Genomic DNA, 24520 nt, shown 5'->3' with positions numbered 1-24520 from the left:
CCTTTTCAGGCTGCGGACGTGAAACTTCGCCGAATCATATTTCATATATGATCCTCAGCGATACCGCCCCCACTCACGAGGAGCTCTGATGAGCCCGGTTGTAGCTGTCAGCGACGACGACTTCCGCGAGATCCTGGCCCAGACCCGCCACTTCGTCCGCTCCGCCGTCGTGCCGCGGGAGTCGGAGATCGTCGCCGAAGACAAAGTGCCTGACGACCTGCGTGACCAGGCCATGAAGATGGGCCTGTTCGGCTACGCGATCCCCCAGCAGTGGGGTGGCCTCGGCCTGGACATCACCCAGGACGTGGAACTGGCCATGGAACTCGGCTACACCTGCCTGGCGCTGCGGTCGATGTTCGGCACCAACAACGGCATCGCCGGCCAGGTACTCGTCGGCTTCGGCACCGACGAGCAGCGCACCCGGTGGCTGGAGCCGATCGCCACCGGCGAGGTCGTCGCCTCCTTCGCGCTGACCGAGCCCGGCGCGGGGTCCAACCCGTCAGGGCTGAAGACGAAAGCCGTTCGCGACGGCGGCAACTGGGTGATCAACGGCAGCAAGCAGTACATCACCAACGCACCGGTGGCTGATCTGTTCATCGTGTTCGCCCGCACCCGGCCCGCCGACGACAAGGGCGCAGGCATCGCGGTGTTCCTGGTGCCGGCCGGCACTCCCGGCGTCGAGGTCGGGGTCAAGGACGCCAAGATGGGCCAGGAGGGCGCCTGGACCGCGGATGTGACCTTCACCGACGTCCGGGTCGGCGACGACGCGTTGATCGGCGGCAGCGAGGACCACGGCTACCGGGCGGCGATGACGTCGCTGGCGCGCGGACGCATTCACATCGCGGCACTGGCGGTCGGCGCCGCACAACGCGCACTGGACGAGTCGGTGGCCTATGCCGCGACAGCCACCCAGGGCGGCACCCCGATCGGCACCTTCCAACTCGTGCAGGCGATGCTGGCCGACCAGCAGGCCGGCGTGATGGCGGGCCGCGCACTGGCCCGCGACGCGGCCCGCAAATGGCTGGACGACGAGGACCGCCGGATAGCGCCTTCGGTGGCCAAGCTGTTCTGCACCGAGATGGCGGGCAAGGTCGCCGACCTTGCCGTGCAGGTACACGGTGGCGCCGGATACATGCGCGGCGTGCCGGTCGAGCGGATCTACCGAGAGGTGCGTTTGTTGCGGCTCTACGAGGGCACCAGTGAAATTCAGCGCCTCATCATCGGTGGCGGTCTGGTCAAGGAAGCGCAGCGCAACCGGTGAGCGGCCGACTCGCCGGCAGGGTTGCCTTCATCACCGGTGCGGCCCGCGGGCAGGGCCGCGCGCACGCCGTGCGAATGGCCCGCGAGGGCGCCGACATCATCGCCGTCGACGTCGCCGGTCCGCTACCGGACTGTGTACCCTACACGCCGGCCTCCCCCGAGGACCTCGCCGATACGGTGACACTCGTCGAGGACACCGGCCGCCGGATCGTGGCGGCCACCGTCGACACCCGCGACCATCACGGCCTCAAAGAGGCTGTGGCGCAGGCTGTTGCAGTGCTGGGACGACTCGACATCATCGTCGCCAACGCGGGGATCACCGCACCCGCAGCCTGGGATGACATCACCCCGGAGGCATTCCGCGACGTGATGGACGTCAACGTCACCGGCACCTGGAACACGGTCATGGCGGGGGCGCCCAGCATCATCGAAGGCGGCCGCGGCGGCTCGATCATCCTGATCAGTTCGGCGGCCGGCATCAAGATGCAGCCGTTCATGGTGCACTACACGGCCAGTAAGCATGCCGTCACGGGGATGGCGCGCGCCTTCGCCGCCGAGCTCGGCAAGCACAACGTCCGTGTCAACAGCGTCCACCCGGGACCGGTCAACACCGACATGGGAACCGGCGACATGGTGGCAGCCCTTGGCAAGGCGATGGAGACTAATCCCGCCCTGGACAGGATGCTCACACCGTTCCTGCCGATCTATATCGCCGAACCCGAGGATATCGCCGACACCGTGTGCTGGCTGGCCAGTGATGAGTCGAAACTGATTACTGCGGAATCGATCTCAATCGATCAGGGCTCGACGAAGTACTGAGCAGGGTGCGCTGCAGGAACGCGACCTGATCGTCGGCGGCCCGGTCGAACCAGGCGTGACCGGGCCAGACGTCGAAGTGGTCACACGGGTAGTGATGCACCTGCCCGCGGGCCAGAACCGCAGTGGCGGCTACCGAGTCGGCGGGCACGTAGCGGTCGAAGTCGGCGATCTGGAACAGCGCGGGGCAGCGTAACTGCTTGGCGGCCTGCGCCGTTCGGATGCTCGCGAGTTGAAGACCCGCTGCCGCGTCGACCTCGTTGCGCCACGTCGGCCCGGCGAGTGCCGTGTAGCTCTCATATGCGCCGTCCAGTGTCAGCCCGCCGGGCTCACCGGGGCGGGCCACCAGGGGCATCATCGTGGGACGTCGGCCGCGGGTCACGTCAGCGCGGCTCTTGAGCCCGATCGCCGTCCACTTCAGTGCCGATCCGACGTCGCGGTGCGCGATGGCGGCGCGACTGGCCGCCAGGCCGCTGGTCAGCGGTGTCATGGCGATGACGGCCGCGATGTCGGGGCGTCTGGCGGCCACCTGCAGGACATGACCACCAGACATCGAGGACCCCCAGAGCACGATCCGATTCGGGTCGACGTCGGGTAGCCGTTTGGCCGCCGCGACCGCCGATTCGAAGTCGGTGATCTGCCCGGCCACCGAGACCGTCTGGCGCGGTGAGCCTTCCGAGGCGCCGAAGCCGCGGTAATCGAAGGCCAGCACGTCAATGCCCTCCTGGCTGATGCGTTCGGCGAACGGGCCCAGCCCGGAGTCCTTGGTGCCGCCGAAGCCGTGGCCCATCACCACCACCGGCCTGCCCGCAGGTCCTAGGTGGCGATCACCCTCGCCGGCGAAATGCCATCCGCTGCAGAGCACTCCGGCTGAGTCGAAGGTGATATCGGTGGGCGTCATACAGCTTCCCTGGTGCGGCGACGACGGAGTTCGGCGCGCTTGAGACCGGCGGGGAACTCGCGGGTGCGGATGTCGTGCTCGTAGTGGAAGTAGTCGACCTGCTGGGTGTGGCGGGGACGGTCGACGCAGTGGCCGACGTACTTCTTCTGGTCGGCGTCGATCACCCGCTCCATCTCGGCGACCGGCGGCAGGGCGTAGCGGCCGATGGCGTAGGCGGCCATCAGCTTGGCCTGGCACTCGATGAACGGGAACAGGGTGGGGACGGCCTGGGCGAAGCCGATGAACACCAGATTGTCCATGCCGGGGGCGAACATTCGCTTGTAGATCCGGATGTCGTTGCCCGGAGCGCTGATGAAGTCGGGGTCGAAGAACGGGAAGGTGATGTTGTAACCGGTGGCGTAGACGATCGCATCGAACACCGCGCTGGTGCCGTCCTCGAAGTGCACGGTGTCACCGTCGAGCCGTGCGACGTTCGGTTTGGGGATGACGTCCCCTGAGCCCAGACGCAGGGGCAGCTCCACCGACTGCGTCGGATGTGCTTCGAACAGTTTGTGATTCGGCGCGGGGAGACCGTAGAGGGTGGGGTCGATTCCCATCGCCGGCGCCATTAGTTGGACGGCCTTACGCTGCCATGACAACGGCAGGTACGGCGAGGTACGCCAGATCGAGTCACCGGGGCGCCCGGCGATGTACTTGGGCACGATCCAGGCGCTCGAACGCGTCGAGAGTGCGACGGTATTCTGCAGAGTCTTCGACGACAGTTCGACGGTGATGTCGGCCGCGCTGTTGCCGATGCCCACCACCAGGATGCGCTTACCGGTGAGGTTCAGCGGCGTCTGCGGGTCGATGTAGTGGTGGGAATGGATTGTCTCGCCGGTGAATTCACCTGCGAAGTCCGGATAGCGCGCATCCCAGTGATGGCCGTTGCCGACCACCAGCAGGTCGAACTCGCGGGTGTCACCACGCTGGTCGGTGATGTCCCACCCGCCGTCGGCTCGCCGGGCGGCATGCGTGATGCCGTTGTTGAACTCGATGTTGTCCAGTAACCGGAACGCCTCGGCGTAGGCGTCGAGATAGGTCTTGATGTCGCTGTGGTGCGGGAAGGAGGGGAAGTGCTCGGGGATCGGAAAGTCCTTGAACGACAACCGCTGCTTGGAGGTGTCGATGTGCAGCGACCGGTAGGCGCTGGAGAGTCCGTTGGGGTTACCGAAGGCCCAGTTGCCACCGATGCGGTCGGACAGCTCGAAGGTGGTGTACGGAACCCCGTAGTCGGTCAGCATCTTGCCCGATGTGAGTCCACTGATTCCCGCACCGATGATCGCGGTGCGCGGCAGGGCATCACCCATGTCTGCTCCTACTCGGCGCCAATGAGATCGAGGGTGCCCAGGTCGCGGATGGCCTGGCAGCCGCGGCGCAACATCGCGGCCATCATGTCATCGCCGCGCTCGGTCTCGATGGAAAACGCGCACCCCAGGGCGGAGATCAACGGCACCTGGATCATGCCGAGCAAGTAGTCCTGCCAGCAGGTCGCCAGGTCATATTCCTCGACACCCTGCTCGATCAGTGCCTCGTGATACTCGGCGACAAGGTCCTTTTCCACCGCCGCCCGGACATCGGGCTCCAGACTCGTCCCGGTGAAGTAGGCGAGGTCGCGGCCGGCAAGTCCCACGCCGAGCGTCTGCCAGTCGACCACGGTGACCCGATCGCCGTCGAAGAGCAGGTTGTCCAGCCGGTAGTCGCCGTGCAGCAGCGCAAACCGGTCGGGCGCGTGCAGCAGCCACGGCGTGACCACAGCCATCGATGAGGACAGGGTCTCGGCGTCGGCGTCACTGAGCTTGCCCGCGAGCTTGTCCCTGGTGATGCCGGCGGCCATCTTGGAGATCTCGCCCATGCCGCGGATGGCGTCCTCGCCGGTGACCGACATGGCCAGACCTTCGAAGGTCCGCCAGTGCGGGTCGCACCAGGTGGGCCCGTGCAGCCCGGCCAGGGCCCGGACGGCCAGCCGGGCCTGCTCGACGCCGCAGCCGGCGATCTGGTCGCCCTGCACCGCGGGTGCCTGGTCTGCCAGCAGGAGGGCGAAACTGGCCCCGTCGTCGGTGATCTCACAGTGGAAGCACTGCGGGATGGGGATGGTGACCCGGTCGGCGACGGACTGATAGAAGGCGCTCTCGCTGCGGTAGCCCAATGCCACGCGGTCGCGCACGGCGTCGTCACCCGAGGGCAGTTTGAGGATGAACGTCTGCGGCACGCCGTGCGGATTGGCGCTGTAGGTGGCGTTCACCCGAAAGGTGGCACCGGTCTGCCCGGTTCCGACGGGGCGCACGTCCACCGAGGTGACGTTCGTCGCCGTTCCGCGTCCGGCGAGAATCGTCGCCAGCCAGGCGGGGGTGACGTCGGAGGGATGCCGGGGAATGGTAGACACATCGCTCATAGTGTCATGTGCTGTTCGTCTGTGGAACGGCGTTGAGACATAGGCGTTGACGCGAGACCGTACCCACGACGAACTCCGAACTACCCGCGGGCGGCCACTGCCTGCCTGGCCGCCTCGACCAGATGCTCGGCAGCGCGGTTCATCCTCCTCAACTCCGCGGCCGTCAGGTTCTGATGCGTGTAGGCAGCCTTGTTCTTCAAGTTGAGCAGGGTGTTGAGATGGCGCTCGGATCCGCTATCGGCTTGCTTGAGCAAGGCGACAGCCTCGCTGTGGTTGCCCGTGTTCGAGTGCACGCCGAGGCGGACGCAGCAGAGTACATCCGACGCGGCGATACCAGCGTCCACGTACAGGTCCCCAGCGGCGTTCGGCATTTCCTCCCCCAGATGATCCGCGGCGTCGAAGAATTCGTTTGCTTTCGACATACGTCCCGCCGTAACCGCAGGGTCGCAGTTTCGCTGTCCCGCCATCAGGACTTCTTCGCCGGGCGCAGCTGGGCGTTGAACCACGCCCTCGTACCCGCGACAGTCAGTCCCTGCTTCGCTACATCACGAAGCAGTGGCTCACCAGCGGCAGCCGCCGCCTGAAACTCGACCTCGGCGTACTCAACAATTCGGCCGTCGTTTCCGGTCCACGCGGCGACCAGTCGACCGAGTTCGGTCACCTGCTGATCCCACGTGTAGTCCTCACCGGAGTCAGCGGTGCGCACCAGGAACACGTCGATGTCGCTGTCCAACCTCATCCTCCCAGTCGCCGCCGACCCGAACACCGCGGCGTACCGCAGCGTCGGCCCCCATCCGTCCAGGTGTTGTTCGAGCCGGCCGAGGAACGTGGAGTGCAGCCGCGACAGCGCCATGATGGGCTCGGCCGCGAGATGCTCGGTGTTGAGGCGGTAGGTGTGGGTCCTTCCCACTTCGTCGTGCAGCACGACGCCCTGAGCGGTCAGGCGGTTGAGCACCTTTCGGATGCCTTCCCCCGACGCGGTGGTGAGGATTCGCCGAACCTGGCTGATCGTGAAGGTGACGTCTGCGCCCGCCAGAACGGCGAGTACGTCGCCGTCCAGGGTCGGCGTAACCGTGGCGAACGGCTTGTTCAACTGCATGACCGCAACCCTCTCTAACTAAAGTTAGAGTAACACATCTATAGTTTGCGTAAGCGACAGAGTGAGACTGGGCCCGATTGGACCACGACAAGCGTGTGGGGCAAGAAACCGAGGAAGCACTTCGGGAGCCGAAAGACACAACGCGCTCCACAAACGAGAAAACCACCCGCTAAGCCGGGTAGCCCTGAAGTGGCCAGGGCCGGGATCGAACCGGCGACCTTCCGCTTTTCAGGCGGACGCTCGTACCAACTGAGCTACCTGGCCGGAAGGCACAAGTGCCTCGCCGTAATGGCGACCCTGACGGGACTCGAACCCGCGACCTCCGCCGTGACAGGGCGGCGCGCTAACCAACTGCGCCACAGGGCCTTGATGTCACTCCACGTTGCCGTGTCGTGAGTACCCCCAACGGGATTCGAACCCGTGCTACCGCCGTGAAAGGGCGGCGTCCTAGGCCACTAGACGATGGGGGCCCGGCCGAATCTCTTCGGGGTACTCGCAACGAGTCAACGTTGGAGCGTCGTTAGCTTAGGGCACCGACAGCCCAATCCCAAAACCAGGACCCCTACCCGGAGGCAGTATTCTGTCCGACGCGCCCCTATAGCTCAGTCGGTAGAGCTACGGACTTTTAATCCGCAGGTCCCAGGTTCGAGCCCTGGTGGGGGCACCACAGCCCGAAGTCGGCCGCGTTCGGCCGCCGGCGCTGCGCCCGACCGCGCCGGCCGCATCGATTCCGGTGACGTCTCCCCCGCCCGCTACCCACGCGCTCGCCGAACCGATGCTCACCGCCGTCAGCTAAAGTTCCGTCGGGAAGAATTTGAATGTTCACCGAGCACAGAAGTGAGCGCTCCGACGGATCACGAGAGTTCCCCCGAATCAGCTCGGCAACCCCAAAGGCCAAGCGCAGCAGACGACTAACGACTTTGCGACGTACACGTGCGTCAATTACATCTCCTCGGCACCGACTGGAAATGACAAATCTGCACACGTATGTGTGAGGTTTTCCAGCAACGGGTAAACACCCCCACAACTTCCGGTCGGGCACGGTCAGGAGAGCGTTATGAACAGCCCATGGGTCACCTCGACCGATGTCGTGCGCTACGCCATCGCGGACACCGTCCGAAAGCTCGGGGGCGACGAGGAAGCGATCGACGACATCGCCGTTGCCGCCACCTACGCAATGTGGTGTACGGCGTTATCGGACGGACATCACTGAGCCCGTAGGCCCGCTCTGCTACTACGCCGCAGGGCCCTTCTGGACCGGACAGCTCGCGCCCAGGTAATGGATTCCGTTGTCCCGGTGGTCGACCGGCGGAAGATTACGGTCGGGTGTGTGCAGCAGCGGCGCGTCGGCCGGGATGCGGCCGGCCGCGCGATCCCACCCGGCCCGTGCGCGCGGGTGCATCCGGCGGCGCCGCGGGACCATCTTGAACGCCAGGTTCACCGTCCGGCCGAACAGCCGATGTAGCCGCTCGTCACGCTTCGACCAGGTGTAGCCCATCAAATCCCGCACCGGTTCGTCGTAGAGCCCGACCGTCAACCACACCGCGAACGGTCCCATCACCTTGAGGTACGCAGACCACAATGGATCAGGAATCCACTGCAGCGACGGGTGTTTCGGCATGGTCGACAGGTCGAGCACCTCACGAGTGGCCCAGTTGTTCTCCAGCACGTTGCGGCACATGTGGTCCCAGTAGGCCTGGAACGCCTCCCACGTGGCCGGCACCGGCCGCATGCTCATCCCGTACATCCGGTACCAGGTGACGTGCTCGTCGAACAGCTGGCGCTTCTGGTCCTCGGTCAGCCCGTCGCCGAAATGCTCGGCGGTCAAGATGGTGCCCATGAAGAACGTCGCGTGCGCCCAGTAGAAGACATCGGGGTTCAATGCGCTGTAGCGCCTGCCCTGCTCGTCGACACCCTTGATCGGGATGTGATAGTCGCGGATCTCCGCACCCGTGGCCGGCGCACGGTCACCGTCGAACACCACGCCGCCGATCGGGTACAGCGAGCGCAGTAGGCGTGGCAACCGCTCGAGGAAGAAGATCGAATGGTCCTTGACCGCAGCTCCGAGCTGAGGATGCATGTTCTGCATCGAGCCCGCCCAGGGGCCTTGCAGAAGGCCACGCCAGTCGCCGAAGTACTTCCAGGTCAGCGAGTCGGGTCCGAGCACAGCGGGCGGCGCGTTGTAGGCGCCGGCGGTCACCGGGCAACCCGACGCGAGAGATTCATCGCCGGTGGTGTCCGGGTGCGCCGCGGACGTATCTTGACTCAACTGATGACCTTCACAATCTGACTACGTACGTTGTCATCACGAGCTTAGGAGCCATGTGACGTCGGGTCAACGACGGGGACGCTGGTCGGGCGTGCCACTGCAGGACCGCCAGGTGCTGCGCCGGGACGAACTCATCGCAGCCGGCGTGACCCTCCTCGGCGATGCGGGCGGCCCCGCCCTGACCGTGCGGGCCGTCTGCCGTCAGTCCGGCCTGACCGAGCGCTACTTCTACGAGAGTTTCAGCGACAGAGACGATTTCGTTCGTGCGGTGTACGACGACGTGTGCAGCCGGGCGATGGCGACACTCATGACGGCAACCACCCCGCGCGAAGCGGTGGAGCGGTTCGTCGCACTGATGGTGGACGACCCGGTCCGCGGCCGCGTGCTGCTGCTGGCACCGGAGGTCGAGCCGGTGCTGATCCATTCCGGAGCCGAGTGGATGCCCAGTTTCATCAGGCTGCTGCAGGGCAAGCTCACCGAGATCGACGACCCGGCGCTGCAGAACATGGTCGCCACCGGGCTGATCGGCGCTTTGACGGCACTGTTCACCGCCTACCTCGACGGTCGGCTCACAGCCTCCCGCGAGCAGTTCATCGATTACTGCGTGGAACTGCTGCTCAGTCGTGCAGCGGGTTAACCGCCGGCGACCTGCCCGGCCTGGCCGGGAACCTGACCATCCTGCAGGAGCTCGGACGACGCGTTCTGCTGGGCCTGGGCCTGCTGTTCGGCCACCTTCTCCTCGTAGTCCGCGCGCGCCTGACGGCCCTCGGGGCTACCGATCGAGTTACCCGGCACGCCGGCGGCGGCGAAGCTGTTGTTGCAGTTCAGGTACAGCAGCACCTGCCCGCTGGAGCTGGTGCCGCTGGAGTTGAGGAAGTTGGCGCTACGCGAGCCCGTAACGGTGCACTGGTCGGTGGGCAGGAAGCTGCCGACCCGCGTCGCGATCACCGCGGTCTGACCGGCATTGCTGATGGCCTGCGAGGCGTCGGCATAGGTCTGTCCGGCGTACTCGTTGACCGCTGAGGCGACACCCGAGCCGAAGACCGCGAACGATGCTGCCGCAACACCGACGGCGCCGATGCCGAGGACTAAGGGCTTCTTCACGTCTGAACGACCTCCGACTTGAGGGTTGCTGTGTGTTTCCTAGAGAAACGCTTGTGGCTTCAGAAACGGAAGAGTACTCCACTGCCCCCGTCCTCGCAGGGGCACCGACCAGGGATTTACGCCCGGAAAGTCGAATCCGGCCGAACCATCCCAGCCCGGAAGCGACTCACCGGCGGAAGCAACTTGAATGTCACTGGGATACACAGATATATTGATGCAACTACTGGAAACAGATAACTGGAGGGTTCATGTCGCAAGACCTGACCGACCTCGAACTGCTTCGCGAGCTCGAACCCGTGGCGGAGAAGCTGATCAACCGCCACATGTCGATGTTCAAGGACTGGAACCCACACGACTACATCCCGTGGTCGGACGGCAAGAACTACTACGCCCTCGGCGGCCAGGACTGGCATCCCGAGCAGGCTCAGCTGTCCGAGGTCGCCCGGACCGCGATGGTGCAGAACCTCCTGACCGAGGACAACCTGCCCGCCTACCACCGCGAGATCGCGATGAACTTTTCCACCGACGGCCCATGGGGCTACTGGGTCAACCGCTGGACCGCCGAAGAGAACCGGCACGGCATCTCGATCCGCGACTACCTGGTGGTCACCCGCAACTGCGATCCGGTCGAGCTCGAAGAGCTGCGAGTGGAGCAGATGACCCGCGGTTTCTCCCCGGGCCAGAACCAGCAGGGCGACCTGTTCGCCGAGAGCCTGTTCGACTCGGTGATGTACGTCAGTTTCCAGGAGCTGGCCACCCGCGTCTCCCATCGCAACACTGGCAAGGCCTGCCAGGAGCCAGTCGCCGAGCAGCTGTTGGCGCGGATCTCCAACGACGAGAACCTGCACATGATCTTCTACCGCGACGTCAGCGAAGCCGGCTTCGACATCGCTCCCAACCAGGCGATGCACTCGCTGCACCGGGTGCTGCGCAACTTCCGGATGCCCGGCTACACCGTGCCGGACTTCCGCCGCAAGGCGGTCATCATCGCCATGGGCGGCGTCTACGACCTGCGCATCCACCTCGAGGACGTCGTGATGCCGGTGCTGAAGAAGTGGCGCATCTTCGAACGCGAGGACTTCACCGGCGAGGCCGCCCGGATGCGTGACGACCTGGCCGACCTGATCAAGGAGCTCGAGGAATCCTGCGAGAAGTTCGAGGAATCCAAGCAGCGCAAGCTCGAGCGTGATGCACGGCTCGCCGAGAAGCGGGCCGCCAAGAAGCTTGCCGGGGCTGCGACATAGTCGACACCTCACCAGCCACCACCGGGCTGCGGATCGGGCCTTTCGCCCTCCGCAGCCCGGTCGTCTTGGCGCCGATGGCCGGGGTCACCAACGTCGCGTTCCGCACGCTGTGCCGCGAGCTGGAGCAGACCCGCGCCGGTACCGTCAGCGGCCTTTACGTCTGCGAGATGGTCACCGCCCGCGCTCTGGTCGAACGTCACCCCGTGACCATGCACATGACGACGTTCGCGCCCCAGGAGTCACCGCGCTCGCTGCAGCTCTACACCGTCGACCCGGCCACCACCTATGAGGCGGCCCGGATGATCGTCGAAGAGGACCTGGCCGACCACATCGACATGAATTTCGGCTGCCCTGTGCCCAAAGTCACACGGCGTGGCGGCGGGGCCGCTCTGCCCTACAAGCGGCGGCTCTTCGGCCAGATCGTCGCAGCCGCCGTTCGCGCCACCGAGGGCACCCCTGTCCCGGTGACGGTGAAGTTCCGCGTCGGTATCGATGACACCCACCGCACCCACCTCGACGCCGGTCGCATCGCCGAGCAGGAGGGCGCCGCCGCCGTGGCGCTGCACGCCCGCACCGCAGCTCAGCGGTATTCCGGGACGGCCGACTGGGAACAGATCGGGCGGCTCAAAGAGACCGTGCAGTCGATCCCGGTGCTCGGCAACGGGGACATCTTCGAGGCCAACGACGCGCTGGCAATGATGGCCGCCACCGGGTGCGACGGAGTCGTCATCGGCCGCGGCTGCCTGGGCAGGCCCTGGTTGTTCGCCGAACTGTCCGCCGCGTTCACCGGCTCACCCGCGCCCACCCCGCCCACTCTCGGCGAGGTCGCCGACATCATGCGCCGCCACGGCCGGTTGCTGGCCCAGCACTTCGGCGAGGACAAGGGCATGCGCGATATGCGCAAGCACATCGCGTGGTATCTGCACGGCTTTCCGGCGGGCGCCGACTTGCGCCGCGCATTGGCGCTGGTCAAGACTCTCGACGAGCTCGACGGGCTGCTCGATCAGCTCGACCGCGAGGTGCCGTTCCCGGCGGCGGCGACCGGTCCCCGGGGCCGCCAGGGATCGGCCGCATCGGTGTCGCTTCCCGAGGGCTGGCTCGACGACCCCGACGACTGCACCGTGCCCGCGGGAGCCGACGTCATGGGATCGGGTGGCTGATTCGAGACGGTCCCGACATCTGGGCGAGCTAGCGGTCCCGCATGTTGTCTCAGTACGATAGAAACCTTGTTGTGGACCCGCTGGACTGGCGGACCCACAGCGACTCCTGCTAGAAGACAGAGGACGGTTGTGGCGCCGCACAGCGGCGATCCTCACCGAGGTGCCGAGACACACGCACCACGGCTGTGTACGCGCGACGATGCGCAATACCCCCAGAGTCGGAGGCGACTGGAACATGAGTGACGGCGATAACGCCACTCCTGGCCAGCACCGCGGTTCTGAGCCTGGCGGCAACGAACGCATCACGCGCACACCGAGACCGGCGCCGAGCGCGACCCCCTGGGAACGGGCCGCCGCCTCACACCGCTCCCCCCAGCAACCGAAGGCCGGCCCCGGCGCATCTGGTAACCACACCGAAGGCGTCGCAGTCGCCGACCTGATCGCCAAGGTGACCGGCGGATCCCCACCCGCGCCCAGCAGGCGCCGGGTGGAAGCGCCCGCAGGACCTCCCGACAACTCCGCGGACCGCACCGAGCCCATCGCGGTCGTGGCGGCTGCCTACGCCGACGAGCTGCCCGACCTCGAGGCGCTCAACCGCGCCCGTGGGACGCTGGCCGCCGACCCCAGCCCCGAGCCGGAGCATCCAGCCGATGAGCAGGGCACGCCGGCCAGGCCCACAAAGGCACGGAAAGCCACGAAGAAGACCAAACCACGCAGGCCGGTCATCCTGGCCGGGCGCTCGGCGGCAGCACTGTTCGCGGTCACCGCGCTGGCGCTGACGGGTGGTGCCTGGCAGTGGCAGTCGAACAAGAACGATCTGCTGCGCAACGTGGCCGCCCTGGATCCGAACTCGCACGACATCCTCGACCCCAACGCCCAGTTCGGCGACGAGAACTTCCTCATCGTCGGCGTCGACAGCCGCACCGGCGCCAACGGCGAGATGGGCGCCGGAAGCACCGCCGACGCCGAAGGTGCCCGCTCGGACACGATCATGCTGGTCAACATCCCGGCCAGCCGCAAACGTGTCGTCGCGGTGTCGTTTCCCCGCGACCTGGCGATCACCCCGATGAGATGTCAGGCCTGGAACTCCGACACCGGCCAGTACGGCCCGGTGTACGACGCAAAAACCGGCGAGTGGAGCGACGACTGGCGCTACACCCAGACCAAGATCAACTCGGCCTATGCCCTCGGCGGTCCGAAGTGCCTGGTCAAGGTCATCCAGAAGCTGTCCGGTCTGTCGATCAACCGATTCATGGCCGTGGACTTCGCGGGCTTCGCCAAGATGGTCGACGCCCTCGGCGGCGTCGAGGTGTGCAGTACCACCCCGCTGCAGGACTACGAACTGGGCACCGTCCTGGCCAGCGCCGGGCGCCAAATACTCGACGGGCACACCGCGCTGAACTACGTGCGGGCACGCCAAGTCACCACCGAGGTCAACGGTGATTACGGTCGCATCAAGCGGCAGCAGCTGTTCTTGTCGTCGCTGTTGCGCTCGGTGATCTCTAACAACACACTGCTCAACCTCGGCAAGCTCAACGACGTCGTCAACATGTTCATCGCCGACACCTACGTCGACAATGTGCGGACCAAGGACCTGGTCGACCTTGGCCAGTCGCTGCAGGGCATCAACGCGGGCCGGATCACTTTCGTCACCGTCCCCACCACTGGGATCACCGACGCCGACGGCAACGAGCAACCCCGCACCGACGACATCCGGTCGCTATTCGACGCGATCATCAACGACGATCCGCTGCCCGGCGAGAACGACACCAACGAGACCACCAGCCCGATGACAGCGGCCAAGAAAGCCGAACAGGCCGCCCCGAGCCCAACAGCCAAACCGCCCGCCGAAACGACCCAGACCGAGCTGGTCAACGCCGTGACGACGAACCCGGCCGATGTCACCGTGCAGGTGTCCAACTCGACCGGCAAGGAAGGACTCGGCGCCAACGCCACCGCAGCCCTCCAGGCGCATGGGTTCAACGTGCTCGAACCCAACGACTACGACGGCACCGTCAGCGGCACGACGGTGATGTTCTCGGCGGGTAACGAGGAGGCCGCCGCGACCGTCGCCGCGGCCTTCCCGAACGCGGCGATGGAGCGGGTCGACGGCCTCGGCCAAACGGTCAAGGTGGTGCTCGGCTCCAACTTCGACACCGTCGCCGCGCCACCACCGAGCGGATCTGCGGTCAGCGTGCAGGTCAGCCACGACGCCAGCAGCACCCCCACTCAGCTGCCCGAGGACCTCACCGTCACCAACGGCGCCGACGTCACCTGCGAATAACCACCCAGATTGGGTTTGTTTCCATTCACCGTTCGTTCACCGACTCAAGCCATACTCAGATGACCTTCTGAAAGTAGGGTGGACCGTATGCGGACCGCGTACCACGAGCAACTCGATGCTCTCACCAACCAGCTGGCCGAGATGTGCCGGATGGCCGGCGTTGCGATGGAGCGCGCCACCCAAGCACTGCTGCAGGCCGATTTGGTGCTTGCCGAGCAGGTAATCACCGACCACGAGGCGCTCTCCGCGGCCAGCGCCCGCTCCGAGGAAGCCGCCTTCGTGCTGCTCGCCCTGCAGGCGCCGGTGGCCGGCGACCTGCGGGCCATCGTGAGCTCGATCCAGATCGTCGCCGACGTCGACCGGATGGGCGCGCTGGCGCTGCACGTCGCCAAGATCGCCCGGCGCCGGCACCCGCAACACGCACTGCCCGAAGAGGTCAACGGCTACTTCGCCGAAATGGGTCGCGTCGCAGTCGAATTGGGCAACAGCGCCCGCGAGGTCCTGTTGTCCCGCGATCCGGAGAAAGCCCGTCGCATCCGGGAAGAAGACGATGCGATGGACGACCTGCACCGCCACCTGTTCACCGTGATGATGGACCGCGAATGGAAGCACGGTGTCGCCGCGGCGGTCGACGTGACCCTGCTGGGACGGTTCTACGAGCGTTTCGCCGACCACGCTGTGGAGATTGCCCGCCGGGTGATCTTCCAGGTGACCGGACATCTTCCCCAGGAAGAAGAGATCGCGACGTACTGACCTTCACCGAAAAGAAGGGCTGCCGCATTCCGCGGCAGCCCTTTTTCGTTCCGGACCCGGTGGTTATCCGAACCGGCCGGAAATGTAGTCCTCGGTAGCCTTCTGGCTGGGGTTGGAGAAGATCTTCTCGGTGTCGTCGACCTCGACCAGCTTGCCCGGCTTACCGGTGGCCTCGAGGTTGAAGAAGGCCGTCTGATCGCTGACGCGGGCAGCCTGCTGCATGTTGTGGGTGACGATCACGATAGTGAAATCCTGCTTGAGTTCCGCGATCAGATCTTCGATGGCCAGCGTGGAGATCGGATCCAGTGCCGAACACGGCTCGTCCATCAGCAGCACGTCGGGCTGCACGGCGATGGCGCGCGCGATGCACAGCCGCTGCTGCTGACCGCCCGACAGGCCGCCGCCCGGCTTGTCCAGCCGGTCCTTGACCTCATTCCACAGGTTGGCACCCTTGAGTGAACGCTCCGCGGTCTCGTCGAGCACCTTGCGGTTGCGCACACCCTGCAGCTTGAGTCCGGCCACCACATTGTCGCGAATCGACATGGTAGGGAATGGGTTCGGCCGCTGGAAGACCATACCGATGGTCTTGCGAACACCCACCGGGTCGACCCCGGAGCCGTAGATGTCCTCACCGTCGAGCAGCACCGAGCCCTTCACGTATGCGCCCGGGATGACCTCGTGCATGCGGTTGAGGCAGCGCAGCACCGTCGACTTGCCGCAGCCGGAGGGCCCGATGAACGCCGTGACACTGCGCGGCGGAACCGCCAGCGACACGTCGGCGACGGCGTGGAAGGAGCCGTAGTAGATGTTGACGTCTTTGAGGTCAAGCCGCTTGGCCATCAGGTATTCCTACACCTTCTTGGGAGAGAAGAACTTTGAGATGAAACGCGCGCCGATGTTGAGCACCGCGATCAGGATGACCAGCGTCAGTGCGGCACCCCAGAGCCGATCAGTGGGAACGGGATTGGCGCCGGCGCCGGCCGAGGTCTGGTCGTACATCATGCCGGGCAGCGAGCCCATGAAGCCGTTGAACATGTCGAAGTTCATGGCCTGCGAGTAGCCGACGAGGATCAGCAGCGGTGCGGTCTCGCCCATCACGCGGGCCAATGCCAGCATGATGCCGGTGACGATGCCCGACAAAGCCGTCGGAATGACAATGCGCGCAATGGTTTTCCACTTCGGTACGCCCAGGGCGTAGCTGGCCTCGCGCAGATCCATCGGCACGATGCGCAGCATCTCCTCGGTGGAGCGGACGATCACCGGGATCATCAGCAACACCAGCGCCAGCGACACCGCGAAGCCGGAGCGCGGGAAACCGAGCGTCGCCACCCACAGTGCGTAGATGAACAGCGCCGCCACGATCGAGGGCACACCCGTGAGGATGTCCACCATGAATGTGGTGATCTTGCCCAGCTTGGTGCCGCCGCCGTATTCGACCAGATAGATACCAGTGAACACGCCGATCGGGATCGAGATGACAGCGCAGACCAGTCCCTGCAACACGGTGCCGACCAGCGCGTGGTAGACGCCGCCGCCCGCCATGAACGCCGTCATCCCCTGCTGCGAGTTGGACCACCAGGTGCTGTCGAGGATGACCTTGTAGCCCTTGGATATCACCGCGTACAGCACCCACAGCAGCGGCACCACCGCGACAAGAACCGAGAGGGAAACCAGCGCCGTGGCGGTGTTGTTCACCGCCTTGCGGCGCACACTCACGCCCTGGAACGTGGGCGCCTTGACCGGTCGGTCCAGCGTCGAGGTCATCGGGCACCCCTTCCGGCAACCGCGGCGCGGGCCAGCGAGTTGACGACGAACGTCAGGATGAACAGCACCAGGCCTGCCGCGATATACGCACCGGCCTTGTACTGGTCGTTGAATTCCGAAGCGGCCGAGGCGATCTTGCTGGCGAAGGTGTAACCCGCGTCGAACAGCGACCAGCCGAATGCCTTTTGCGTGCCGCGCAGGATGATCAGCAGTGCGATCGTTTCACCGAGTGCGCGGCCGAGGCCGAGCATCGCTCCGGAGATGTATCCGGACAGGCCGAACGGAAGCACCGTCGTCCGTACAACTTCCCAGCGAGTGGCGCCCAGAGCCAGCGCCGCCTCGATCTGGCCGCGAGGTGTTTGGACGAACACCTCCCGGGCGACAGCGGTGATGATCGGCAGGATCATCACCGCCAGCACGATGCCTGCGGTGAAGATGGTTCCACCGCCGGCCACCGAGGCGTTGCCCGTCTGGAACAGGAAGAGCCAGCCGAGATTTCCGTTCAGCCACAGCGCCACCGGCTTGAGCACCGGGGCCAGCACGTAGATGCCCCAGACGCCGTAGATGATCGACGGCACCGCGGCGAGCAAATCCACCATGTAGCCCAGCGGCCCGGCCACCCGGCGCGGTGCGTACTGCGTCAAGAAGATCGCAATACCCAACGCGACGGGCATGGCCAGGACGAGGGCGAACAGCGAGACGAAAACCGTGACCTGGATGAGGTCGAAGATGCCGAAGGTCATCTTCGACGTGTCAGTGGTGATCCAGTTCCCGCCGTAGGTGAAGAAGTTCACCTCGTTGCGTTGCAACGCCGGCACCGCACGCCAGACGAGGAAGAAGCCGATCGCGGCGATCATGACGATGATCAGGACGCCCGAGCCCTCCGAGAGGCCCCGGAAGATCGCATCCCCGGGCCGCACCTTGGAATGACCCGACGGGTCCGTCGGCACCGCAGGCTTCTCGGGTATCGGCGCCGCGACAACTTCACCCGAACCCGCATCTGCCGGATTAGGCGTCGTCACGTCTACCCCATCGCTCACTGATCTCTCCATCGTCACCGCAATCGACCTACCTCGCCAGCGCTATTTACTGGATTGCGTTGACTGCGGTCAGCAGACGCTGCTTGAAGGCATCAGGCAGCGGCACGTACCCGGCGGCCGGAAGGCCGTCCTGGCCGTAGTTGGCGGCCACCGTGAGGAACGACTTCACCGCGGCGGAGGTGTCGGCGTCGTAGCCCTTCGAGCAGACGATCTCGTAAGTCGCCAGGATCAGCGGGTAGGCGCCCGCCTCCTTGGTGGCGTAGATCGAATTCAGGTCGAGCACGAGGTCGTTGCCGTCGGCCTTGAACTTCGCGGCGTCGATGGACTTCTTCGCGCTGTCGTCGGTCAGTTGCACCGGACCCGAACCGGTGTCGATCTGCGCCACGGCAGCACCGGCCTGGGTGGCGAAGCCCTTCTCGACATAGCCGATCGATCCCGGAGTCGCCTGCACGGCCTGGATCACGCCGGCGGACTTCTGCGCGCCCTCACCGGCGCCACCCTGGAACTCCTTGCCCGCACCCTTGGTCCAGCTCTGCGGGGCGGCGGCGGTCAGGTACTTCTGGAAGTTGTCGGTGGTACCCGAGGAGTCCGACCGGTAGATCGGGGTGATCTTCTGGTCCGGCAGGGTCGCACCGGAGTTCAGAGCCGCGATGGCCGGGTCGTTCCAGTTGGTGATGCCACCGCTGAAGATCTTGGCCAGCACGTCACCGTTGACGACGAGCTTGTCGACACCGGGAAGGTTGTAGGCCAGCGCAACCGGACCGAAGACCAGCGGCAGGTTCCACGCCGGGTTTCCGCCGCACCGCTTGGCGGCCGCATCCGGCTGATCCTTCGACAGCGCCGAGTCCGAGCCGGCGAAGTCGACCTGGCCGGCGATGAACTGGGTGACACCCGCGCCGGAGCCGGTCGGGTTGTAGGACAGGTTCTTGCCCGGGCACTTCTGGCCCCAGACCTGGTTGAACACCGCGATCGCGTTCTGCTGGGCGGTCGAGCCCTCGGCGGTCAGCGCGTTCTTGCCGCCACAGTCGGCGGAGGAGGCCGACGATCCCGACGCGGCGGTCGAGGAGGACTTCCCGGCGTTGTTGTCGCTTCCGCATGCGGTGAGCGCCATCCCGGTGATGGCCGTCGCTGACACCGTCACGAAGAACGCCTTGCCAAACCTGTTCAGATTCACCGATCCCACTTTCTCGAGGTTGCTCGGTCCGCCCCGGACAGGGGCGTACGCGTCATCCCGGAAGTTATGCGCCGGTGGTGGACGGAACCCGTTGAGTAGATGAACGCGGGGTGAACAGGTTGGTGAACGTGGCGTTGCGACCAGCCGGGAATCAGCTGTCGGTGTCGCCGCCGTCAATTTCGGCGGTCGAAGCCGGTGCGTAGGCGGTGTCGACGTTGCTCACGGCGAAGCCGAGCCGCTCATAGGTTTTCACCGCCGCGGTGTTGTCGGCCTCGACGTAGAGCATCACCGTCGGATCGTCATGACCGCCGAGCCGCCGTGCCAGGTGCCCGATCCCGACCAGCGTGAGCGTGCGGCCCAAGCCGCGTCCCTGCGCAGCCGGATCCACTCCGACGACGTACACCTCGCCGAGCCCCGGGTGCTCGGCGTGCACTTTGGTCCAGTGGAAGCCCAGTAGCGCTCCGGTGGCGTCGTCGAACGCCAGGAACACGCCCTGCGGGTCGAACCAGGCCTCGCCGCGGCGCTCGTCGATCTCGGCCTCACCCCAGCCGCCCTGCTCGGGATGCCAGGCGAAGGCGGCGTTGTTCACCCGCAACAATTCGGGATCGTCGGCCGGGCCTGCGTAGGTGCGGACGGTGACGCCGTCGGGGGTGACGGCGTCGGGCACCTCACGCAGTGCGCGGCGCATCTGCATCAGCTCGCGTACCGCGGTCATCCCCTGTGCGTCAGCCACCGCCTTGGCCGCAGCCAGGGTGCCGTGCGCCCAGTAGCGGATCCGCCCACCGGTGCGTTCGGTGGCCGCGCCGAGCAGTGCCGACCCGACACCGCGGCGACGGGCCCGCGGGTGCACGACCAGCTCCCCCATCGCCTCGGCGCCGTCCCGGCCGGGGGCCAGGTTGAGGTATCCGATGACGTCGTCGCCGTCGGTCGCCAGCAGGTGTCCAGTGCGGTCGTGCGGCAACTCGCGCAGCACCTGCTCACCGACGGGGGCGACGCCATCGGCTCGGGTTGCGGCGTCGACGAGCTCGCGGACCTGGTGTTGATCGCCCGCCGACAGGCTGGTCCGCCAATGCGGTCCGGTCACTGACTGCGCAGTGGGTGCAGGGCCTCGCGCACGGAGTCCACCACATCGTCGCCGTCGAGGCCGTCGTCGTCGTCCTCGATGTAGTCGGACTCCACGGCGGCCGGCCGGCCGCGGGCGGGACGAACGGCCTTGTAGCCGACGTTGCGGACCGTTCCGATCAGCGATTCGTATTCCGGGCCCAGCTTGGCGCGCAGCCGCCGGACGTGGACGTCGACGGTGCGGGTGCCGCCGAAGAAGTCGTACCCCCACACCTCCTGCAGCAGCTGCGCCCGGGTGAACACCCGTCCGGCGTGCTGTGCGAGGTACTTGAGGAGTTCGAATTCCTTGTAGGTGAGGTCTAGCGGCCGCCCGCGCAGCCGCGCGGTATAGGTGCCTTCGTCGATGACAAGTTCCCCGAGGCTGACCTTGCCCGCGCTCTCCTGGCTGGCGGCGCCGCCGCGCCGGCCGACAAGCAGGCGAAGGCGCGCGTCGATTTCGGCGGGCCCGGTGCTGGGCAGCAGGATCTCGTCCAGGCCCCAGTCGACGTTGACCGCGACCAGGCCGCCCTCGTTGACCACGGCCACCACCGGGACAGACGTGCCCGTGGTGCCGAGCAGCCGGCACAGTCCCCGGGCGGCGGCCAGATCGGTGCGTGCGTCGACGATGGCGACGTCCGCACTGCCTGCCTCCAGCAGCGAGGAAACCTCCGTCGGGGCCGACCGAACGGTGTGCGCGAGCAGCGCCAAGGAGGGCAGCACCGACTCCGGATGCGGGTCGACGGTCAGAAGCAGCAGGTCCAACAGATTCTCCAATGCTCTGGATGGGCCAACGTCGACAGCATCGTCGCGGTGACCTACCAGACTCATGGGCGACATATGGTCGTTACGACCATGGGTCGACTAACTTTAACCCGCGACCTGCCATTTAGCCGATCTGAGCTATTCGAGCGACGGGTACCTGATACCGGTAGGCCAGAATGTGCAGGTGCGGAAGCTGCTGATTGCCCTGGGCACCGCCCTCCTGGCGGTGCTCGTCGGAGCGGTCGGTGCCGATTTCGGGGCGACGATCTATGCCGAGTATCGGCTGGCCAGGACCGTTCGCAGCGTCGCGGGACTGTCCTTTGACCCGTCGGTGGCGATTCTGGGTTTCCCGTTCATCCGCCAGGCCATGCGGCACCATTACGACGAGATCGAGATCAAGGCCAACGGGGTGGACCACGCCGTCACGGGCAAGGCTTCCGTGGAAGCGACCATGCATGACATCGACCTCACCGACGCCTCCTGGCTGATCAGGCCGGACGCCGATCTCTCGGTCGGCAAGCTGGAGAGCCGGATCATCATCGACTCCTCCCATATGGGCCGCTTCATCGGCATGAAGGACCTGATGGTGGAGGCGCCGTCGAAAGAGACCAACGACGCCACCGGCGGCACCACCGAGTCGGGCATCTCGGGCAACAAAGGCCTGGTGTTCACCGGAACCCCCAAGAAGGCCGGATTCGACAAGACGGTCAGCGTGAGCGTCGACCTGTCCATCGCCGGCGCCGAGCAGACCACGTTGGTGTTTACCGCGACGGGCCTGCAGATGGGGCCCGGCACCGCCGACCAGGACGTCCCGGAGGACAAGAAGGCCGCCGTGCTGGCGGCGTTCAGCGGCAGTCTGCCCGGCCAGAGGCTCCCGTTCGGGGTTCGCCCCACTACCGAAGGCGCCCGTGGATCGGACATCATCATCGAAGGCATCACCGAGGGAGTAACGATCCGCCTCGACGGGTTCACACAACCATGACCTCTTCACTAGTAATCGCGGTCGCGGCCATCGCCGCCGCACTGGGCGTCGCCGCCATCGCAGGCGTGCTGCACAACCGCCGCTCCGGCGTGCTGCGCCACAGCGCCGACCCGGACGACATCGACACCAGCGACCTGGGCCTGTCGCGCACCGGGCCTACCATCGTGCACTTCAGCGCGGTGTGGTGCGGCCCGTGCGCCGGGGTTCGCCGGGTGGTCAACCAGGTCAGCGCCGAGATGCGTGACGTAGCTCACGTCGAGATCGACATGGACGCCAACCCGGCTGCCGCACGCAAGCTTTCGGTGCTGTCACTGCCGACGACGTTCATCTTCGACGCCGAGGGTCGTCAGCGGTACCGCACATCGGGGGTGCCGAAGGTGGCTGACCTGCGGTCGGCCCTCGAGCCTCTATTGGCCTAAGACCGGTGTCATTGGGTAGCATCACTGCCGTGTCCGCCCGCCTCGAGCTCATGCTCACCAAGCGCCGCGCAGTGGATCTGTGCCGCGTCGCGGGTTGTTGCTGTTGTTGTTGTAGCTGCTGAGTCGCCGCGCCCTTTCGCGTCGCCGCTCGGAGCAGGCCCCTTCTGGGCGTGTCTCCATCCAGCCCATCCCAGCAACAGGAGTAGACCCATGTCGACCACGACAAACACCAACACCGGCCCCGCCCAGGTGGACGTCCGCGGCCCCCGGTTCGCGGCGTGGGTGACCACCGCCGTTCTCATCGCGGTACTCGTCGTGTCGGCGGTAAGCTCCGTCGCCGCGGCGATCCTGCTCGGCCTCCAGGCCGTCGTGTTCGCCATCGGAGCGGTGGGCGGCCCGCGTAATCATCCCTACGGGCGGATCTTCGCCACGCTAGTGGCGCCCCGGCTCAGTCCGGTCACCGAGCGGGAACCGGTGCCGCCCTTGAAGTTCGCCCAACTCGTGGGACTCGTGTTCGCCGTTGCCGGGGTCGCCGGCTTCGCCCTCGGGGTTCCCCTGCTCGGTGTGATCGCCACTGCCTTCGCACTTTTCGCCGCGTTCCTCAACGCGGCGTTCGGCATCTGCCTGGGCTGCCAGCTCTACCCGCTGGTGGCCAGACTGCGCCGCGTTCCCGCATAAGCCTGCACGACACCAAAGAACCGAAAGGATCCACTTCATGGCTCGCTCCGACGTCCTGGTCTCCGCCGACTGGGCCGAGAGCAATCTCGATACCCCCAAGGTCGTCTTCGTCGAGGTCGACGAAGACGCCAGCGCCTACGACACCGGGCATATCGCCGGTGCGGTCAAGCTGGACTGGAAGCAGGATCTCCAGGATCCGGTCAAGCGCGATTTCGTTGACGCCCAGCAGTTTTCGAAGCTGCTGAGCGATCGTGGCATCGCCAATGACGACACCGTCGTGCTCTACGGTGGCAACAACAACTGGTTCGCCGCGTACGCCTACTGGTACTTCAAGCTCTACGGCCACGAGGACGTCAAGCTGCTCGACGGCGGACGCAAGAAGTGGGAGCTCGACGGTCGGCCGCTGTCGGCCGATGCAGTCCAGCGCCCCGCCACCAGCTACTCGGCCAAGGCGCCCGACAACAACATTCGCGCTTTCCGTGAGGAAGTGATCGCGGCGATCGGCACGAAGAACCTCGTCGACGTCCGCTCCCCTGACGAGTTCTCGGGCAAGATCCTGGCCCCGGCTCACCTGCCGCAAGAACAGAGCCAGCGCCCCGGCCACATCCCCGGCGCCATCAACGTGCCGTGGAGCAAGGCCGCCAACGAGGACGGCACGTTCAAGTCCGACGAGGACCTGGCCAAGCTCTACGCCGAGGCCGGCCTGGACGGCGAGAAGGAGACCATCGCCTACTGCCGCATCGGTGAGCGCTCGTCGCACACCTGGTTCGTGCTGCAGGAACTGTTGGGACACAAGAACGTCAAGAATTACGACGGCAGTTGGACGGAATACGGCTCCCTCGTTGGGGCCCCAATCGAGTTGGGAAATTGATCATGTGCTCTGCACCCAAACAAGGACAGACCCTGCCCGCCGGTGTCGACCTGGAGAAGGAGACGGTGATCACCGGTCGCGTCGTCGACGGCACCGGGCAGACCGTGGGTGGCGCGTTCGTGCGTCTGCTGGACTCCAGCGACGAGTTCACCGCTGAGGTCGTCGCCTCGGCCACCGGTGACTTCCGGTTCTTCGCCGCTCCCGGCACCTGGAAGGTGCGGGCGCTGTCGAAGCTGGGCAACGGTGACGTCACCGTCGCCCCGACCGGCGCCGGCATCCACGAAGTCGACATCAAAGTCGCCTGAGCGACTCAGGCTGACATATCGCTGACGGGACTCGGGCGGCGACGCCGCCCGAGTCCCGCGCGGTTAGAATTCCATCGTGGTTCTGTTCTACGAAGTCCTGCTG

27 protein-coding genes and 4 tRNA genes are annotated in these 24520 nt (G+C 66.0%); 15 read left to right on the top strand and 16 right to left on the bottom strand.

Going from position 1 to position 24520, the window contains the following annotated elements; genetic code table 11:
- The first annotated feature begins 88 nt into the window (after positions 1-88).
- Both HBE64_RS03025 and HBE64_RS03020 read left to right on the top strand, forming a co-directional pair.
- Entirely contained in the window at positions 89-1261 is a 1173-nt protein-coding gene (locus HBE64_RS03025) for an acyl-CoA dehydrogenase family protein (protein ID WP_167097647.1), read from the top strand.
- A complete protein-coding gene (locus HBE64_RS03020) occupies positions 1258-2079 on the top strand; it encodes a mycofactocin-coupled SDR family oxidoreductase (protein ID WP_167097645.1) in 822 nt (273 codons plus the stop codon). Before HBE64_RS03025 ends, HBE64_RS03020 begins: the two co-directional genes overlap by 4 nt.
- Here the strand turns inward: HBE64_RS03020 and HBE64_RS03015 are convergent.
- The 8 genes from HBE64_RS03015 to HBE64_RS02980 form a co-directional block, all read right to left on the bottom strand.
- Positions 2033-2977 carry an alpha/beta hydrolase gene (locus HBE64_RS03015; protein WP_167097643.1) on the bottom strand — a complete coding sequence of 315 codons (945 nt, stop codon included), beginning with the start codon at positions 2975-2977 and terminating at the stop codon, positions 2033-2035. The two genes, HBE64_RS03020 and HBE64_RS03015, sit on opposite strands and share 47 nt — an antisense overlap.
- Complete coding sequence (locus tag HBE64_RS03010) at positions 2974-4323, bottom strand: NAD(P)/FAD-dependent oxidoreductase (RefSeq protein WP_167097641.1); 1350 nt, start codon at positions 4321-4323, stop codon at positions 2974-2976. The genes HBE64_RS03015 and HBE64_RS03010 overlap by 4 nt, the downstream gene beginning before the upstream one ends.
- Before the next feature lie 8 nt (positions 4324-4331).
- Positions 4332-5408 carry a phosphotransferase family protein gene (locus HBE64_RS03005; protein WP_167097639.1) on the bottom strand — a complete coding sequence of 359 codons (1077 nt, stop codon included), beginning with the start codon at positions 5406-5408 and terminating at the stop codon, positions 4332-4334.
- An 80-nt stretch (positions 5409-5488) separates the two neighbouring features.
- Positions 5489-5875, bottom strand: a complete 387-nt coding sequence (locus tag HBE64_RS03000; RefSeq protein ID WP_167097637.1) for a hypothetical protein — start codon at positions 5873-5875, stop codon at positions 5489-5491.
- A complete protein-coding gene (locus HBE64_RS02995; RefSeq protein WP_167097635.1) occupies positions 5875-6507 on the bottom strand; it encodes a nucleotidyltransferase domain-containing protein in 633 nt (210 codons plus the stop codon). Before HBE64_RS02995 ends, HBE64_RS03000 begins: the two co-directional genes overlap by 1 nt.
- Before the next feature lie 190 nt (positions 6508-6697).
- Positions 6698-6771: transfer RNA gene (locus tag HBE64_RS02990), tRNA-Phe, on the bottom strand.
- A 25-nt stretch (positions 6772-6796) separates the two neighbouring features.
- Positions 6797-6873 (bottom strand) — tRNA-Asp (locus HBE64_RS02985).
- Between the two features lie 31 nt (positions 6874-6904).
- Positions 6905-6977, bottom strand: a tRNA-Glu gene (locus HBE64_RS02980).
- A gap of 121 nt (positions 6978-7098) precedes the next feature.
- Here HBE64_RS02980 and HBE64_RS02975 point away from each other — a divergent pair.
- Positions 7099-7174, top strand: a tRNA-Lys gene (locus HBE64_RS02975).
- A gap of 390 nt (positions 7175-7564) precedes the next feature.
- Complete coding sequence (locus HBE64_RS02970; RefSeq protein ID WP_167097633.1) at positions 7565-7720, top strand: hypothetical protein; 156 nt, start codon at positions 7565-7567, stop codon at positions 7718-7720.
- Between the two features lie 21 nt (positions 7721-7741).
- Here HBE64_RS02970 and HBE64_RS02965 read toward each other — a convergent pair whose 3' ends face one another.
- Positions 7742-8776 (bottom strand): oxygenase MpaB family protein, encoded by a 1035-nt coding sequence (locus HBE64_RS02965; RefSeq protein ID WP_167097631.1) that lies wholly within the window; start codon positions 8774-8776, stop codon positions 7742-7744.
- 55 nt (positions 8777-8831) lie between these two features.
- Between HBE64_RS02965 and HBE64_RS02960 the strand changes: the two genes are divergently transcribed.
- Positions 8832-9413, top strand: a complete 582-nt coding sequence (locus HBE64_RS02960) for a TetR/AcrR family transcriptional regulator (protein ID WP_167097629.1) — start codon at positions 8832-8834, stop codon at positions 9411-9413.
- On the opposite strand, the gene HBE64_RS02955 is transcribed toward HBE64_RS02960, so the two are convergent.
- Complete coding sequence (locus tag HBE64_RS02955; RefSeq protein ID WP_167097627.1) at positions 9410-9880, bottom strand: hypothetical protein; 471 nt, start codon at positions 9878-9880, stop codon at positions 9410-9412. The two genes, HBE64_RS02960 and HBE64_RS02955, sit on opposite strands and share 4 nt — an antisense overlap.
- 248 nt (positions 9881-10128) lie before the next feature.
- Here HBE64_RS02955 and HBE64_RS02950 point away from each other — a divergent pair, with 248 nt between their 5' ends.
- From HBE64_RS02950 to phoU, 4 genes are all read left to right on the top strand, one after another.
- Positions 10129-11124: an acyl-ACP desaturase gene (locus tag HBE64_RS02950; protein ID WP_167097625.1), complete on the top strand. Its 996-nt coding sequence runs from the start codon at positions 10129-10131 to the stop codon at positions 11122-11124.
- 26 nt (positions 11125-11150) lie between these two features.
- The gene (gene dusB, locus HBE64_RS02945; protein WP_167108559.1) at positions 11151-12284 is read left to right on the top strand and encodes a tRNA dihydrouridine synthase DusB; all 1134 of its coding nucleotides are present in this window, start codon (positions 11151-11153) and stop codon (positions 12282-12284) included.
- A gap of 235 nt (positions 12285-12519) precedes the next feature.
- Positions 12520-14568 carry an LCP family protein gene (locus HBE64_RS02940; RefSeq protein ID WP_167097623.1) on the top strand — a complete coding sequence of 683 codons (2049 nt, stop codon included), beginning with the start codon at positions 12520-12522 and terminating at the stop codon, positions 14566-14568.
- Positions 14569-14655: 87 nt separating this feature from the next.
- Positions 14656-15321, top strand: coding sequence for a phosphate signaling complex protein PhoU (gene phoU, locus HBE64_RS02935; protein ID WP_167097621.1), 666 nt, complete (start codon positions 14656-14658; stop codon positions 15319-15321).
- Positions 15322-15384: 63 nt separating this feature from the next.
- Here phoU and pstB read toward each other — a convergent pair whose 3' ends face one another.
- From pstB to HBE64_RS02905, 6 genes are all read right to left on the bottom strand, one after another.
- Positions 15385-16161, bottom strand: coding sequence for a phosphate ABC transporter ATP-binding protein PstB (pstB, locus tag HBE64_RS02930; protein WP_167097619.1), 777 nt, complete (start codon positions 16159-16161; stop codon positions 15385-15387).
- 9 nt (positions 16162-16170) lie between these two features.
- Positions 16171-17085, bottom strand: coding sequence for a phosphate ABC transporter permease PstA (gene pstA / locus HBE64_RS02925; RefSeq protein WP_167097617.1), 915 nt, complete (start codon positions 17083-17085; stop codon positions 16171-16173).
- Positions 17082-18137 carry a phosphate ABC transporter permease subunit PstC gene (pstC, locus tag HBE64_RS02920; RefSeq protein WP_167097615.1) on the bottom strand — a complete coding sequence of 352 codons (1056 nt, stop codon included), beginning with the start codon at positions 18135-18137 and terminating at the stop codon, positions 17082-17084. The genes pstA and pstC overlap by 4 nt, the downstream gene beginning before the upstream one ends.
- Positions 18138-18171: 34 nt before the next feature.
- A complete protein-coding gene (gene pstS, locus HBE64_RS02915; RefSeq protein ID WP_371744075.1) occupies positions 18172-19299 on the bottom strand; it encodes a phosphate ABC transporter substrate-binding protein PstS in 1128 nt (375 codons plus the stop codon).
- 151 nt (positions 19300-19450) lie between these two features.
- Positions 19451-20383: a mycothiol synthase gene (mshD, locus tag HBE64_RS02910; protein WP_167097613.1), complete on the bottom strand. Its 933-nt coding sequence runs from the start codon at positions 20381-20383 to the stop codon at positions 19451-19453.
- Positions 20380-21165 (bottom strand): response regulator transcription factor, encoded by a 786-nt coding sequence (locus HBE64_RS02905; protein ID WP_167108554.1) that lies wholly within the window; start codon positions 21163-21165, stop codon positions 20380-20382. Before HBE64_RS02905 ends, mshD begins: the two co-directional genes overlap by 4 nt.
- Before the next feature lie 181 nt (positions 21166-21346).
- Between HBE64_RS02905 and lmeA the strand changes: the two genes are divergently transcribed.
- The 6 genes from lmeA (at position 21347) to HBE64_RS02880 (ending at position 24417) form a co-directional block, all read left to right on the top strand.
- Positions 21347-22144 (top strand): mannan chain length control protein LmeA, encoded by a 798-nt coding sequence (lmeA, locus tag HBE64_RS02900; RefSeq protein WP_167097611.1) that lies wholly within the window; start codon positions 21347-21349, stop codon positions 22142-22144.
- Positions 22141-22563, top strand: a complete 423-nt coding sequence (locus HBE64_RS02895) for a thioredoxin family protein (RefSeq protein ID WP_167097609.1) — start codon at positions 22141-22143, stop codon at positions 22561-22563. Before lmeA ends, HBE64_RS02895 begins: the two co-directional genes overlap by 4 nt.
- Before the next feature lie 50 nt (positions 22564-22613).
- The gene (locus HBE64_RS24945) at positions 22614-22685 is read left to right on the top strand and encodes an Ms5788A family Cys-rich leader peptide (protein ID WP_353961803.1); all 72 of its coding nucleotides are present in this window, start codon (positions 22614-22616) and stop codon (positions 22683-22685) included.
- Between the two features lie 88 nt (positions 22686-22773).
- Positions 22774-23241 (top strand): DUF4395 domain-containing protein, encoded by a 468-nt coding sequence (locus HBE64_RS02890; protein ID WP_167097607.1) that lies wholly within the window; start codon positions 22774-22776, stop codon positions 23239-23241.
- Positions 23242-23278: 37 nt separating this feature from the next.
- Entirely contained in the window at positions 23279-24112 is an 834-nt protein-coding gene (locus HBE64_RS02885) for a sulfurtransferase (protein ID WP_167097606.1), read from the top strand.
- A 2-nt stretch (positions 24113-24114) separates the two neighbouring features.
- Complete coding sequence (locus HBE64_RS02880; RefSeq protein ID WP_167097604.1) at positions 24115-24417, top strand: DUF1416 domain-containing protein; 303 nt, start codon at positions 24115-24117, stop codon at positions 24415-24417.
- Positions 24418-24520 lie beyond the last annotated feature (103 nt).

It is taken from the genome of Mycobacterium sp. DL592, from assembly GCF_011694515.1.
Taxonomy (GTDB): domain Bacteria; phylum Actinomycetota; class Actinomycetes; order Mycobacteriales; family Mycobacteriaceae; genus Mycobacterium.
Note: the sequence above shows the minus strand (reverse complement) of the source record. Positions and strands in the feature narration are given on the sequence as shown.

What these genes read in the sequence shown, in the direction of transcription:
- HBE64_RS03025 (WP_167097647.1), top strand. Translation starts at nt 89, where the DNA reads ATGAGCCCGGTTGTAGCTGTCAGCGACGACGACTTCCGCGAGATCCTG.
- HBE64_RS03015 (WP_167097643.1), bottom strand. Translation starts at nt 2,977, where the DNA reads ATGACGCCCACCGATATCACCTTCGACTCAGCCGGAGTGCTCTGCAGC.
- HBE64_RS03010 (WP_167097641.1), bottom strand. Translation starts at nt 4,323, where the DNA reads ATGGGTGATGCCCTGCCGCGCACCGCGATCATCGGTGCGGGAATCAGT.
- HBE64_RS03005 (WP_167097639.1), bottom strand. Translation starts at nt 5,408, where the DNA reads ATGAGCGATGTGTCTACCATTCCCCGGCATCCCTCCGACGTCACCCCC.
- HBE64_RS03000 (WP_167097637.1), bottom strand. Translation starts at nt 5,875, where the DNA reads ATGGCGGGACAGCGAAACTGCGACCCTGCGGTTACGGCGGGACGTATG.
- HBE64_RS02995 (WP_167097635.1), bottom strand. Translation starts at nt 6,507, where the DNA reads ATGCAGTTGAACAAGCCGTTCGCCACGGTTACGCCGACCCTGGACGGC.
- HBE64_RS02970 (WP_167097633.1), top strand. Translation starts at nt 7,565, where the DNA reads ATGAACAGCCCATGGGTCACCTCGACCGATGTCGTGCGCTACGCCATC.
- HBE64_RS02950 (WP_167097625.1), top strand. Translation starts at nt 10,129, where the DNA reads ATGTCGCAAGACCTGACCGACCTCGAACTGCTTCGCGAGCTCGAACCC.
- HBE64_RS02940 (WP_167097623.1), top strand. Translation starts at nt 12,520, where the DNA reads ATGAGTGACGGCGATAACGCCACTCCTGGCCAGCACCGCGGTTCTGAG.
- phoU (WP_167097621.1), top strand. Translation starts at nt 14,656, where the DNA reads ATGCGGACCGCGTACCACGAGCAACTCGATGCTCTCACCAACCAGCTG.
- pstB (WP_167097619.1), bottom strand. Translation starts at nt 16,161, where the DNA reads ATGGCCAAGCGGCTTGACCTCAAAGACGTCAACATCTACTACGGCTCC.
- pstA (WP_167097617.1), bottom strand. Translation starts at nt 17,085, where the DNA reads ATGACCTCGACGCTGGACCGACCGGTCAAGGCGCCCACGTTCCAGGGC.
- pstC (WP_167097615.1), bottom strand. Translation starts at nt 18,137, where the DNA reads ATGGAGAGATCAGTGAGCGATGGGGTAGACGTGACGACGCCTAATCCG.
- HBE64_RS02895 (WP_167097609.1), top strand. Translation starts at nt 22,141, where the DNA reads ATGACCTCTTCACTAGTAATCGCGGTCGCGGCCATCGCCGCCGCACTG.
- HBE64_RS02890 (WP_167097607.1), top strand. Translation starts at nt 22,774, where the DNA reads ATGTCGACCACGACAAACACCAACACCGGCCCCGCCCAGGTGGACGTC.
- HBE64_RS02885 (WP_167097606.1), top strand. Translation starts at nt 23,279, where the DNA reads ATGGCTCGCTCCGACGTCCTGGTCTCCGCCGACTGGGCCGAGAGCAAT.
- HBE64_RS02880 (WP_167097604.1), top strand. Translation starts at nt 24,115, where the DNA reads ATGTGCTCTGCACCCAAACAAGGACAGACCCTGCCCGCCGGTGTCGAC.